This window comes from Nocardiopsis xinjiangensis YIM 90004 (genome assembly GCF_000341145.1).
GTDB classification, from domain to species: Bacteria; Actinomycetota; Actinomycetes; order Streptosporangiales; family Streptosporangiaceae; genus Nocardiopsis; species Nocardiopsis xinjiangensis.
The window spans coordinates 138,207-151,778 of the sequence record NZ_ANBE01000026.1; the positions used below are offsets into that span (position 1 = coordinate 138,207).

The window sequence follows — 13,572 nt, forward strand, 5'->3', positions numbered from 1 at the left end:
CGGCTCACCCCTCGGGGCGGTGCGGAGCGGAGCGGGGTCGGACAACACTCCTACTCGGCTGCCCAACCGATGTCCTCGTACACGTAGTCGGTGGCCAGACCGAACTCACCGAAGTTGTGCAGGTTCTCGTCCATGACCCAGAAGCCGGGACGCTCGAACATCGGGATGGTCAGGACCTCCTCCCACAGCAGGGTGTCGATCTCGTTGACGATCTCGGTGTAGCGCTCGTCGTCGGTGGTCTCGGCGAGCTCGTCGAAGAGCTCGTTGATCTCGGGCGTGGAGTGGCGGCTGGTGTTGTTGCCCCACTCCTCGCCGTCCTCGTCGAGCGGACCGCCGTAGTTGGCCTTGGTGCTGGCGTTGAAGGGTGAGGTCCCGATGGTCACGAACGCGGCCAACTCGTAGTTGCCGGGCGTGATGTACTCGGAGAACAGCGCGTTGGAGGGCACCGGCTGGACGTCGACCTCGATACCGACCTCGGCGAGCATCTGCTGGGCCATCTCGCCCTCGTCCTGTGCCAGGTCCATGCCCTCGGAGACCACGTAGTTCAGGGTGAGGCTGTCGCCGTCCTCGTTGGTGCGGACGTCCTCGCCGTCCTCGAGGGTCCAGCCGGCCTCGTCCAGCAGCTCCTGGGCGCGATCGGTGTCGACATCGCCCAGGTCGCCGCTGTTGTCCTCGAAGCCGTTCTGGCTGGAGCGCAGCAGGCGGTTGACCTCACCGGTGATGGGCCACTCGACCGCGCCGAGGGCGACCTCAGCCATGACGTCGCGGTCGATGGTCATCGCCACGGCCTGGCGCACCCGCTTGTCCTCCAGGCGGGGGCTGGAACCGTTGAGGCTCATGAACCGGTGGCCGTGGTTGACGGCCTGGGTGAAGTAGGCCCCGTCGCCCTCCTGGTCCTTCAGACGCTCGTAGGCGGCGGCGTCGTAGCCCAGGTAGAAGGCGTCGATCTCGCCGTTGTCGAAGGCACCGGCCTGGGCGCTGGTGTCCATGGCGTCGAAGACGATGCGGTCGAGCTTGGCCTCGTCACCCCACCAGTCCTCGTTCCTCTCGACGGTGATGCGCTCGGCGACCTCGTCGAACTCGGCGTCGCCGAAGGGGCCGGCGGTGACGGGCAGGTCGCGGTAGTAGCCTTCCGCGAACTCCTCCTCGTCCTCCATGTACTCGGCCGGGTAGAGCTCGTTGAAGAACCAGGGCCAGTCACCGAAGGGTTCGTCCATGTGGATGGTGAACGAGTACTCGTCCTCGCCCTGCTCGACCGAGTCGATGCGCTCGTAGCCCACGGTGGAGCCCAGCTCGAAATCGTCGTCGCGGTGACCGCCGCGAGTCATGGCGTTGGCCTCGTAGTCCTCCCAGGTGATGGGCTCACCGTTGGACCACTCGGCCTCCGGGTTGAGTTCGTAGGAGATCTCGAGGCCGTCGTCGCTGACGCCGTAGTCGAGAACGTACTCCTCGCGGGGCTCGTAGTTGCCCGCTTCGTCGTAACGCGAGGCCGCGGGCATGGTCGCGGAGATGACCCGGCCCACGTCGCCCTTGTTGCCCTGCACGTGGGCCATGTTGTGCTGGTCCTCGTACTCGCTGAGGGCCCAGACGAAGTCGCCGCCGTCCTGCAGGTCGTCGCGGTCGGCGGGGTTGAGGTCCTCGGCGGCCAGTTCGGCGGCCGCCTCCTGGCCCTCGGCCTGGTCATCGTCCTCATTGGAACCGCAAGCGCTGGCCATGAGGACCAGTGCCGCGGCGGGAGCGAGGTAACGCCACTTCCCGATACGCATGGGGGTCTTCCTTCCACGGATGTTCCGGCCGGCGCGCGGGGTGGCACCGGCCTTGCCAGATCGAGCCCCGGGGGTCATCGGACCCCTTCCCGCCCTTCGGCGAAGTGGCAGGCGGTTCCCTGGTCCCCACCGTTGGCGGGCAGGATCTGCGGCTCGGTGTTCGTGCACTGCTCCTGGTCCTGCGCGGAGAGCGTGAGGAACTTCTGGCACCTCGTACGGAACCTGCAACCCGAGGGCGGGTTCGCGGGGCTGGGCAGGTCGCCGTCCAAGACAATGTGGGCGCGCCCGCGCTCCTTCTCCGGGTCGGGGACCGGGATGGCCGAGAGCAGCGCCTGGGTGTAGGGGTGCGAGGGGCGGTTGTAGATGGAGTCGGTGTCACCGATCTCCACGATCCGCCCCAGGTACATGACCGCGACCCGGTCGGCGATGTGCCGGACCACCGACAGGTCGTGCGCCACGAACAGGTAGGCCAGGCCGAGCTCGGCCTGCAGCTCCTCGAGCAGGTTGATGACGCCGGCCTGGATGGACACGTCCAGGGCGGAGACGGGCTCGTCCAGCACGAGGAGTTTGGGTTCCAGGGCCAGGGCGCGGGCGATACCGATGCGCTGGCGCTGGCCGCCGGAGAACTCGGCGGGAAAGCGCGTGACGTGCTCGGGGTCGAGCCCGACGAGGCCGACGAGCTCGTACACACGCCTGGTGATCTCCTCCTGGGGCACCTTGTGGGTGGCCAGGGGCTCGGCGATGATGTCGAAGACCGTCATACGCGGGTCCAGGGAGCTCATGGGGTCCTGGAAGACGATCTGCATGTCCTTGCGCAGGGCGAACCGGTCGGCCTTAGACAGGGTGGACACGTCGCGGCCCATGACCTCGACCGAGCCGCGTTGGGGTTCGTCCAGGCCCATGATCTCCATGAGCGTGGAGGACTTTCCGCACCCGGACTCGCCGACCAGCGCCAGGGTCTCGCCCTCGCGGATGTCGAAGTCCAGGCCGTCGACGGCGTAGACGGTGCCGACGCGGCGTTTGAGCACGGCGCCCTTCATCAGGGGGTGGTGCTTGATGAGGTCGCGCACGCGCAGCATGTCTGCGCGCTGCTCGCGGTCGGAGGAGTAGCCCTCGAACTCGGCGATGTCGGGCACCGGGTAGATGTCCTGGGCGGTCCAGGCGTTGCTGTCGATCTCCCCGGAGCGGATGCAGGCCACGCGGCGCTCACCGGTGTCCTTGACCTGGGCGGGTGCGTGGCCGGCCTCCTCGGAGGTGGCCCGGATGGTTTCGGCGGAGGGCTGCTCGCCCACCTGCAGGAGTTCGGGTTCGGCCATCTCGCACTCGGGCCGGGCGATGGGGCAGCGCGGCGCGAACGGGCAGCCCGGCGGCAGGTCGGTCAGGGAGGGCGGGTTGCCCTTGATGGGCACCAGGGCGCCCTGGCGTTCCAGGTCCATGCGGGGCACGGCTCCCAGCAGGCCCATCGTGTAGGGCATGCGGCTGCCGTAGTAGATCTCGTCGACGGAGCCCATCTCCACGGGGCGGCCCGCGTACATCACCAGGAGGCGGTCGACGAACCCGGCGACGACGCCGAGGTCGTGGGTGATCATGACGATCGCGGCGCCGGTCTCGCGCTGGGCGGCGCGCAGCAGCTCGAGGATCTGCGCCTGGATGGTCACGTCCAGGGCGGTGGTGGGTTCGTCGCAGATGATGACGTCGGGGTTGTTGGCCATGGCCATGGCGATCATGACGCGCTGGCGCATACCCCCGGAGAACTCGTGGGGGAAGGAGCGGTAGCGGTTCTCGGGGTTGGGGATGCCTACGAGGTCCAGGAGCTCGACGGCCCGCTCGCGTGCCTTGGCCTTGGGGGTCTTCTTGTCGTGTGTGGTGACGGCCTCGGCCAGCTGGTCGCCGACGGTGTAGACGGGGGTCAGGCCGGAGAGCGGGTCCTGGAAGACCATGGAGATGACCTTGCCGCGCTTGCGGGCCATGGCCCTGTCGTCCAGGCTGAGGATCTCCTCGCCGTGCAGGCGCACCGATCCGGTGATGCTCGCGTGGTCGGGCAGCAGGCCCATGGCGGCCATGGAGGAGACCGACTTGCCGGAGCCGGACTCGCCGACGATGCCCAGGACCTCGCCGCGGTGGACCCGGTAGCTGACGCCGCGCACCGCGGTGACGTCGGGGTTGCTGTTGAACCCGCGGAAGGTCACGCGCAGGTCGGTGACCTCCAGGACGGGGGCCTTGCCCGTCTCCTCGGCGCCGGGTGCGGGGTGGGTGCCCTCGATGGTGTCGATGCTCATTGGTGTGCTGCCTTCACTAACGGCGGGACTTCGTGGCCGGGTCGAGGGCATCTCGCAGCCCGTCCCCGATCATGTTGACTGCGAGCACCAGCAGCACCAGCAGCACCGTGGGGAAGAGGAACATCCACGGGGCGGTGGTGGCGAAATCTGCGCCGTCGGCGATGACGATGCCCAGGCTGATGTCGGGCGGCTGCACACCGAGGCCGAAGTAGCTCAGCGCGGTCTCCCCGATGATCGCGGTGCTGACCATGATGGTGGCGTCCGCGATGAGCAGGGAGGACATGTTCGGCAGGATGTGGCGCAGGATGATCTTGCGCGGGGGCGCGCCCATGAAGCGGGCGGCGTGGATGTACTCGCGTTCACGCAGCGAGATGGTCATGCCCCGCACCATCTTGGAGGTGACCATCCAGCTCAGGCCGCCCAGGAGCACCACCAGGATCAACCAGCCGCTCGCGCCCATGAAGTGCTGGGACAGGATCGCCAGGATCACGAAGCTGGGCAGGACCAGGGCCAGGTCGGCGATCCACATCAGGACACGGTCGGTGAACCCGCCGAAGTAGCCGGCGAAGGCCCCCACGAGGGCGGCGACCACGGTGGAGATCAGCGCGACGAGCAGACCGATGAGCAGGGATTTCTGCAGACCGGCGGTGGCCTGGGTGAAGATGTCCTGGCCGGTGCGGTTGGTGCCGAACCAGTGCTCGGGTGTGGGTCCCTGGAGCATGTTGAGGTAGTCGCGTTCGCTGACGCCCCAGGCGCTGATGAGGGGCCCGAGGAAGGCCACCAGGGCCAGGACGGCGAGCATCACCAGACCGATGATGACGCGGCGGGTGCCGAGCAGCTGGTGCAGGATGTCCTTGAAACGGCTGGGGGCGGGCGACACGGTCGGCGCCTGTCCCTCCGTGCCCTGGGTGGGGGTGTCGGTGCTCGTACTCATGCCGTGGTCTCCAACGGTGCGGCCGCGGTGGGACGCGGGTGATGCGGGGCGGGACTGGGGTGGCGGGGTCCGGTGCTCATCACACCCTCACCCTCGGGTCGAGCCAGGCGTAGAGGAGGTCGGAGAGCAGGGAGGCCACCATGATCGTGACCGCCATGAAGAAGGAGACCGCCGCGACCACGTGCACGTCCTGCCGCGCGATGGAGTCGATGAGCCAGGCGCCCATGCCCTGCCAGGCGTAGATCTTCTCGGTGAAGGTCGCTCCGGAGACCAGCATCCCGAAGGTGAAGGTGAAGTAGGTGATGGTGGGGATCATCGCGGTGCGCAGGGCGTGCTTGAACAGGGCCTTGCGCCGGGTGAGCCCCTTGGCCATGGCGGTGCGCACGAAGTCCGCGCCGAGCACGTCCAGCATCATGTTGCGCTGGTAGCGGGCGAAGGTGGCGAACAGGGCCAGGGCGAGCACGAGCGTGGGCAGGATCGCGTGGTAGACGCGGTTGATGAGCATCTCCCACCACTCGCCTTGGAACCCTGCCGTGTACTCGCCCGAATATCGGAAGAACTGGATTCCGAGCAGGTCGTTGGCGGTCACGGCGGCGACCTGGATGACGATCGCGATGACGACCGTCGGGACCGACAGGACGAAGAAGGAGGCGCCGGTGGCGGCCTTGTCGAAGGCGCGGTATTGGCGGATCGCGGCGTAGGCACCGATGACGACGCCCATGAAGCTGCCGAGGAGGGTGGCCACGACGATCAGGCGCAGGGTGACCCCGGCCTTCATCAGCATCTGGTCGGTGACGCTGCCGCCCTGGATGGTCTGGCCGAAGTCACCACTGAGCACACCGCTCATCCAGGTGGCGTAGCGCTGGGCCAGCGGGGTCTCGTCGTTGAGGTTGAGCGTGTCGAGCTGCGCGTCGACCAGCTCGGGATCGGGCGGGGGCTGCATCTGCTCGAAGTAGTCGCGCGGCGCGAGGTTCGTCGCGGCGAGCACGTAGGCGAAACTCGTCGCGATGAAGATCAACACGACGTAGTTCAACAGCCGCCTGGCCAGGAACTTGCCCAAAACTATCTCCGAACCTCACAGCCGAGCCCGGCGCTTGTCTGCATTGTGGTCGGTCACGCAACAGGGCCCCGGGGGGTCCGGGCCGTGAGCCGAGCGGAGGGTCTCCGTCAAGCTCTGGCGATCCCGCGACCACCGGCGGGGGTTACTCCCGGTGACTGCCGATTCACGCTTTCTACCGGCGCACGATCAGCGACCGGAATGTCATGATTCTGCGGGGCCGCTAGACACCTGACGGTAACTAGCACATCAAGAAAAGACAACGGTGCCTATTCAGGCGAACCCACCCTGGCAATTTGTCGAACTTTCAATGCCGACCGCTACCACGAAGTCCCCCCGCCACGGAACCCCCAGCCAACGGGAGCGAGGCGCCCCGGAAGCCCCCGCCGGCAAGCGGCATCGGAACGAAGGCGGCGTGGCGACGCACGCCCCGACCTCCCGGACGTTTCCCGAAGCGCGACGGAAAGAACCGCAACAGCACCCCCTCGGACACCTTCACCACCCGCCCGAAAAGCTCTGAACATGCAAAAAAGGACCAAGTACCACCTTTACCCAGGGTAATTGAGAAGTTAACCACTGCTAACACCCCATGTCGAGCCGGCCTTGCCCCGCCCCGGAATCCGCCCCCTTCCGCTCGGCGGACCCAGGAGCCGCCGCACCGCACGGCAAGGGGAACTCGGACCGGAGGTCGCATCCGCGCGGGCCGGGCTCCGGGGCCCTGCTGCCACGCCGGGCAGCGAAGGGCGCACGCACCCGGGGTACCAGCGCCGCGGCGGAGCGGGCCCGCCAGGCGCCCCACCACGTCCCCGCTGACCGGGCCGTTCCCCCGGCTGCCCAAGCCGCCGTGCGCACGGGTGAGGCACGTCCGGTCAGCCCCACCGACGCCACCACGGCCGCGACCGTCGCCGGACGCCGCAGGCAGGCCGCGAGGGCGACCGGGGCCCATCCCTGTTCCGCCGCACGCACCACCGCCCGGGCGTCGTCGCGCGCGCACGCTCCCACCGCGCGTACCGCCGTCTTCGCGGGCAACCTGTGGGCGCCTGCGGCCACCGTGTACCCCGCCAGGCCCACCAGGGCCCCGGTTCTCGGGCGCCCGGCCAGGGCCAGGACGACCGCGGCCGCCCCGGCCCAGGTGATCTCGGGCCCGGCCGGGCTCCCCCGGTCCGGCTCACACGCAGCAGCGGCAGCACGTTCCGGGGCCCCTCCGGCGGCCGCGCCGAGCCGCAGACACGTCCACAGGTAGGCGCCGAACCCGCGCAGGGGTTCGACCCGCACCCGGGAGCGGGGTTCGGGGCGCACCGACCACCCGTCGGCCACCAGGTCGTGCAGGAGGGTGGGCGGCAGTGTCCGAGAGAGGGACTCGGCGGGCGGAAGGCGAGCGGTGTCCGCTTCGGGGGCGGGATGAGCGGCGTCCGGGGCGGGCAGCGCGCTGCGGCGGACCACCAGCGCGGGGACCCGCTGCAGCGGATCGGCGGGTGTGTGCTCGACCGCGCGGTCGCCGGGGTTCTCGGGCAGGGTCAGGCTCGTGAGCCGGGCAGCCAGGCGGGCGCGTACGGGGCCGACGTCGAAGCGGTCCTCGGGGTCGACGAGGGCGCGGGGCACGACGGCGCCCACGCGGGGGTCCTCCAGGTGTTCCAGGGCGGGGGCGAGCCATCCGGGTTCGGGGCACACCCCGGCCGGGACCAGCACGAGCACGTCGGCATCGGCCCCGGCGGCCTCGCCCGAGGCACTCGCGGGCCCACCGGACGCATCGGCCCCGGCGGGCGGACGCGGGTGGGCCAGGCCGGCGGCCATCAGCCACGCGCCCAGGGCGCGGGCCTCGGGCCCGGTGGGTGCGGCGCCACCCATCCAGCGCAGGAGGATGCTGACCTGGGTGGAGGTCAGACGCATGATGCGGGTGGGACACCCGCCGACGAGCAGGTGTCCTTCGTCGGTGAGGCGGGTCGAGGGGTCCAGGTCGAGCCCGTGGCCGCCAGAAAGAGGGGCAAGGGGAGCAACGGGGGCAGACATCCCCATACCTTGACTCGCCGGTCACTCAGGACGCAAGAGCGCCACAAGCAGCACATTCGTAACCGGATCGTTATCAAGCTACAGGGGCCCCACCAGTCACGGGCTCGTGTGCTCCGCCCCTCCTCCGACCGCCCCGGAACCACCCTTTGCCCAGCTCGCACGGGGATACGCTGTCAGAACGCGGGGCCGTCAGGTCACGGGAACAGCACGATGCGTATGCTGGGGACCACACGCGCCCTTCAGTGTCGTCGGGCACGTCCGCCGCTGTAGACGACCGACCGTCACGAGAGGCCGCCCGGCTCTCCCTGCGACACCGCTTCCCCTCCCTGGCCCAGGGGGCTCCGACCTGGGTGCGCGACACCGCGCCGTGACCCGTGCGTCGGGCATGGACGCGTCCGGGCCGCGCACATCCACGCGGGAAGTAGAGATGTGTGAGAACGCAGCGAACAGCAGTCCGCTCCTGACCGTGCAGCCATCGCCGGAGGACCCACGGGTCCTCGCCCCTTCTTCCGCATACCTCCGACGACCGGCGAGTCCCATGAACGACGAGACAGGACGAGCAGACCGGAGGCGTTTTCCCGGGCTGCCCAATCAGATCGCCCACGCGCGACGGTTCGTGGCGCGGCATCTCGAGAACTCACCAGAAGCGACCACGGCAGCGCTCCTGACCAGTGAACTGGCCACCAACGCGATCGCCCACAGCGCCTCGGGGGAACAGACCGGCAAATTCGAGGTCCGGATCCGTCTGGCCCCGGGGTGGGCACGCGTGGAGGTCAGAGACCTGGGAAATCTGAGTCGCACGCCCGAGCCCCAGCACCGCAATCCCTACGACACGTCCGAGAACGGTCGGGGCCTGGATCTGGTCGAGGCGTTGGCGAGCAAATGGGGGAGCGAGCCCCGCCGGGACGGCAGGGGCCGCGAAGTCTGGTTCGAGCTGGAGTGGAGCGAGGACGAACCCGCCTGAAACGCCACGGGGACCGGGAACTGAGGGACGGCGGACGCACGGGCGCCGTTGTACCGGCGCATGCGTGCGTGTGTGCGCCCGTCAGTTCTCGGTCGGAGCCGAACCCTCGGGGTCGGCCTCGGCTCCACTGTCGGCGCTCTCGTCGCCGGTGTGGTCGGTCTGGGGGATGCGGTAGCGCTCGTAGAGCTGGCGGGCGTAGTCCTTGGCCTCCTGGGACGGTTCGTCACCGAGCTCAGCACGGACGAGGTCGTCGAGGCTCTTCTTCGTTTCACTCATGTCTCGAAAGAGTGCCTGGACTGCCCGGATAGCACAAATCGGCGCTCCGTCGGCAGTGGAGGAGGGCCCCCTGGCCGGATCCGGCCATCGCGGGAGGGCACGAACGAAACCGTCCCCGTGGCGGGCCCTTCCCGGACCCGTCACGGGGACGGTGGAATCACATCAACCTCCATCAATGTGACCTTCGTCTCGCTTCAGTCGCGCGTCAGTCGGCCCGGGCGGCCTTCTCCGCACGGCGACGGCGGCGCTTCTCGTAACGCGCGGCCCACTTTGCCTCGCGCTTGGCCCGGCGCCACTCCACCAGCTGGTAGAGGACGGGGACCAGCACGAGCGTGCCCACGGTCGAGGTGAACAGACCACCGATGACCACGATCGCGACCGGACCGGAGATGAACACCCCGCCGCCGGCGATGCCCGTGGCCAGCGGCACCAGCGCGACCATCGTGCCGAGCGCGGTCATCAGGATGGGCCTCAGGCGGTGGCGGGCGCCCTCGACGATGGCCTCGCCCATCTCCGTGCCCTGCCTGCGCTTCTGGTTGATGAGGTCCATGAGCACGATGGCGTTGGTGATGACGATGCCGATGAGCATCAGCATGCCGATCAGGGCGGCCGCGCCCAGCGGGGTGTTGGTGAGCAGGAGCAGACCCAGCGAACCGGTGGCCGCGAACGGCACCGACACCAGCATGATGAGCGGCTGGATCAAGCTCTTGAACGTGGCGACCATGATCAGGTACGAGATGATGATCGCCGCCAGGAGCGCCAGCCCGAGCTGCGCGAAGCCCTCGGTCTGGTCCTGGCTCACGCCCCCGATGCTCACCGAGGCGCCCGAGGGCAGGTCGAGCCCGTCCAGCGTCTCGGCCATCTCCTGGGTCACCGCGCCCAGGTCGGCGGCGGTGGCAGCGCCCGAGACGGTGGCGCTGGTGACCCCGTCGATGCGGGTCAGCTCCGGCGGCTGCTCGACCTCCTCCACCTCGGCGACGTCGGTGAGCACCAGGTCCTCCCCGGTGGGCGAGGTCAGCTCGAAGTCCTCCAGATCGCCCCGGGTCTGCGGGGCCTCCTCGGAGAGCACGACCGTGTCGTGGCGCACCTCGTCCAGAGTGGCGTTACCGACCGTCCGGCCGTTGAAGGCCGAGGACAGCATCTGCCCGATCATCGCCTCGTCGAGTCCGTGCTCGGCGGCCTCCTCACCGTCGACGCGCACCTCCAGCGAGGACTGGGTCTCGCTCAGATCGCTGGTGACGTCCTCGGCACCGTCGATGTCGTGCATGGCGTCCTCGACGACACCGGTCGCCTCGGCCAGGGTCTCCTGATCGTCGGCGGTGACCTGGACCTGGAGATCGGAACCGCCCATACCGCCCGTGGCGTCCAGGCGCGGCTCGTTCTCGGTGTCCATCTGCTCGAACTCCTCGCGGAGCACGTCGCGGTTGCGGATCTGGTCGGACTCCGGCTCGGCGGTGATGGTGTAGTCGATCTGGTCGACGCCGCCACCGCCGGCTCCCCCGCCCGTCATCGGGTCACCGCCGATGTTGGTCTGGAAGGTGTCGATCCAGGCCTTGCCGGCGAGCACCTCCTCGACCTGCTCGGCCTCCTCCTCGGCGGCCTCCAGCGAGGTACCCGGCTCCAGCTCCTGGACGGCGAAGTAGTTGTTCTCCTCCGCCTCCCCGAGCCAGTCCGTATCGGAGGTGGTGGCCATGGCCACGGTGCCGATCATGACCACGACGCTCGCGGCCAGGGTCAGGGCGGTGGCCGAACGGCGCTTGGTGGTGATCCAGCGGATGACGGGCAGATAGAGGCGCTGCAGGGGCGTGCGCTTCTCCGCCTCGCTCTGTTCGGCCTCGATCTCGGCCTGGGTGCGCTCGCCCACCTCGCGCGGACGCAGGAACCAGTAGCACAGCACCGGTGTGAGGGTCAGTGCGACCAGCAGCGAACCGCCCAGCGCCAAGGCACTGGTGACAGCGAAGGGCATGAAGATCTCGCCGACCATGCCGCCGACGAAAGCCATCGGCAGGAACACCGCGATGGTGGCCAGCGACGAGGAGGCCACCGCGGTGGCGACCTCGCCGACGCCGTCCTTGACGGCGGCCATGCGTTCCTTGCCGTAACCCATGTGGCGGCGGATGTTCTCCAGTACCACGATGGAGTCGTCGACCACGCGGCCGATGGAGATGGTGATGGCGGCCAGGGTCAGCATGTTCAGCGTGAACCCGAAACCGGCCATACCGGCGAAGGCGACCAGCACCGACGTGGGGATGGAGACGGCCACCACCAGCGTGGAACGGATCGACAGCAAGAACGCCAGGATCACGATGATGGAGGCGATCAGGGCGTAACCGCCGGCCTCCATCATGTCGGAGACCGAGTCGTTGATGAACGGGGCCTGGTCGAAGACGACCCCGACGTCGGCGTCCTCACCGAGCAGGTCGGACTGCTCCTCCAGGACGTCGTGGACACCCTCGGAGATCTCGACGGTGTTGCCGTCGGGGGTGGCCATGACCATGAGGGCGATGCTGGGTTCACCGTCGAGGCGGGCGATGGTCCGGGAGTCCTCCTCCTCGAGGGAGACCGCGGCGAGCTCGCCTAGCTGCACCGGCTCGGGCGGGGCGGCCGGCGGGGCGCCCGGCATCTCGGCGGACTCGTCCACACCCTGGGAGGGCTGGACCCACACGTCCTCGATCTGGGACAGCGAGGTGAACTCCTCGCCGGTGGTGACACTGAGGGTGCGTTCGCCCTCGTCGACGCTGCCGCCGGCCTGGACCAGACCGTTGGACTCCAGGGCATCGGTGACGTCCTGCGAGGACAGGCCGGCGTCCTCGAGCTCCTCGTCGTCGAGGTCGATCTCCACGCGCTCCTCGGCGGTACCGCTGAGGCTGGCCGAACGCACACCGGGCACCGACTCGATGTCGGGGATGATCACGCTCTCGACCGTGGAGACCAGGCCGGCCTCGTCACCGTTGGAGGTGCTGATGGCCATCATCATGGCCGGCATCATGTCCATGCTCATGGACATGACCTGGGGGTCGACGTCCTCGGGGAGCATCCCGGCCATCTGGTCGACGGCCACCTGGGTCTCGCGGACGACGGCGTTCTGCTCCTGGTCGTAGTCGAACTCGGCCATGATCTGGGCCTGGCCGGTGCTGGAGGTGGAGGTGACGCTCTCCACGCCTTCCACACCCTGAACGGCCTGCTCGATCGTCTCGGTGACCTGGCTCTCGACGACCTGGGGCGTGGCACCTTCGTAGTTGGCGGTGACCATGGCCATGGGCAGGTCCATCTCCGGGAAGAGTTCGCGCTTGGCCGAGGCGGCCGCGAAGGTCCCGAAGAACAGCACCGCGAGGGTGATGAGCAGCACGAGTGCCCGGTTGCCGAGCGACATCGTCGCAAGACGGTTCACTCCGCCACCCCTTCCGGTCGTGCCCGGCAGCACGTGCGCCCGACGCGGGGCACGCCCCCTCCACCGGTTTCGGTCTCCCGTATGGACATGAGTGTCCTCGCTCCTTGTTCGCTGCCGTGTGCCGGCGGGCGCCGCCCCCGTCAGGGGCTCCCGCCGGAATGTCTGTGGGTGCACGGGCCCCACACGCGTCCGCCGCCGCTGCGTTGCACAGCACACCGCGCGTGCGGCGATCGGCGGCCGGGGCGTCGTGTGAGGGCTCTCTGAGGGCCGGGCCCTCAGCGGTGGCCCGAACCGCGCCTTCGTTCGCGACCGGTATGGAGGGGGTCTCGTCTCCGCCGGTCACGCATTTCACCCTACGTCGCGTTATATCGGAAGTACGGCCGCCCAGAGAGGGTTCAGGGAACTCTCAGGGTCGCGTCGGTCCTCTGTCGGGGTCCGACCCCGGCCAAAGAGGGGGGACGTCGGCCGGAAGTCGAAGATTCCCCCTGGTGAGGTGGGCCTCCCCACGCACCCCCGCACACCTCGCGGAGGTAACGGACATCACAATGGTCATTTTCGGCCATCCGGATGTCCATGGGGCTCAGATGGCCTCGACCACAGAGGCCTGGTGGACTCAACCGCACGAAGGACCCGGCCCCTCACATGGCCGAGCAGACCTGGCACGTATGGCGAGGGGGGACCCGTCGGCGCGCCGTCAGGCCGGGCCGAGCTTCCCGGCAGGACTCTGGTGGGAGCGGGCGGTGCCCCACACCACCTGGAGGAGATCCTCCAGGGCGTGGGCCAGGGAGGCGTCGACGAGTTCGTAGCTGACCTGGCGCCCGCGCGCGTGTGTGTGCACCAGCCCGCAGTCGCGCAGGCAGGCCAGGTGGTTGGAGACGTTCTGGCGGGGGGGGCC

Annotated in this window: 9 protein-coding genes; 1 reads left to right on the forward strand and 8 read right to left on the reverse strand. The window is 69.1% G+C overall.

Annotation, left to right across the window (positions count from 1 at the left end; genetic code table 11):
* Positions 1 to 50 precede the first annotated feature (50 nt).
* The 5 genes from D473_RS0113500 to D473_RS0113520 form a co-directional block, all read right to left on the reverse strand.
* On the reverse strand, positions 51 to 1,766 hold the full coding sequence (locus tag D473_RS0113500; protein WP_017609595.1) for an ABC transporter family substrate-binding protein: 1,716 nt from the start codon (positions 1,764 to 1,766) through the stop codon (positions 51 to 53).
* 74 nt (positions 1,767 to 1,840) lie between these two features.
* On the reverse strand, positions 1,841 to 4,045 hold the full coding sequence (locus tag D473_RS0113505) for a dipeptide ABC transporter ATP-binding protein (protein ID WP_017609596.1): 2,205 nt from the start codon (positions 4,043 to 4,045) through the stop codon (positions 1,841 to 1,843).
* Between the two features lie 16 nt (positions 4,046 to 4,061).
* A complete protein-coding gene (locus D473_RS0113510; RefSeq protein ID WP_017609597.1) occupies positions 4,062 to 4,979 on the reverse strand; it encodes an ABC transporter permease in 918 nt (305 codons plus the stop codon).
* A gap of 79 nt (positions 4,980 to 5,058) precedes the next feature.
* Positions 5,059 to 6,039: an ABC transporter permease gene (locus D473_RS0113515; RefSeq protein WP_017609598.1), complete on the reverse strand. Its 981-nt coding sequence runs from the start codon at positions 6,037 to 6,039 to the stop codon at positions 5,059 to 5,061.
* 576 nt (positions 6,040 to 6,615) lie between these two features.
* Complete coding sequence (locus tag D473_RS0113520; protein ID WP_193373278.1) at positions 6,616 to 8,046, reverse strand: hypothetical protein; 1,431 nt, start codon at positions 8,044 to 8,046, stop codon at positions 6,616 to 6,618.
* 538 nt (positions 8,047 to 8,584) lie between these two features.
* On the opposite strand from D473_RS0113520, the gene D473_RS0113525 reads away from it, so the two are divergent.
* The gene (locus D473_RS0113525; RefSeq protein ID WP_017609600.1) at positions 8,585 to 9,010 is read left to right on the forward strand and encodes an ATP-binding protein; all 426 of its coding nucleotides are present in this window, start codon (positions 8,585 to 8,587) and stop codon (positions 9,008 to 9,010) included.
* Positions 9,011 to 9,091: 81 nt separating this feature from the next.
* Here the strand turns inward: D473_RS0113525 and D473_RS0113530 are convergent, their stop codons facing one another.
* The 3 genes from D473_RS0113530 to D473_RS0113540 all read right to left on the reverse strand — a co-directional run.
* Positions 9,092 to 9,286 carry a hypothetical protein gene (locus D473_RS0113530; RefSeq protein WP_017609601.1) on the reverse strand — a complete coding sequence of 65 codons (195 nt, stop codon included), beginning with the start codon at positions 9,284 to 9,286 and terminating at the stop codon, positions 9,092 to 9,094.
* A gap of 205 nt (positions 9,287 to 9,491) precedes the next feature.
* Positions 9,492 to 12,659 (reverse strand): efflux RND transporter permease subunit, encoded by a 3,168-nt coding sequence (locus D473_RS0113535; protein WP_017609602.1) that lies wholly within the window; start codon positions 12,657 to 12,659, stop codon positions 9,492 to 9,494.
* Positions 12,660 to 13,371: 712 nt separating this feature from the next.
* The coding region (locus tag D473_RS0113540) for an ArsR/SmtB family transcription factor (protein WP_017609603.1) at positions 13,372 to 13,572 on the reverse strand (201 nt) is incomplete at its 5' end.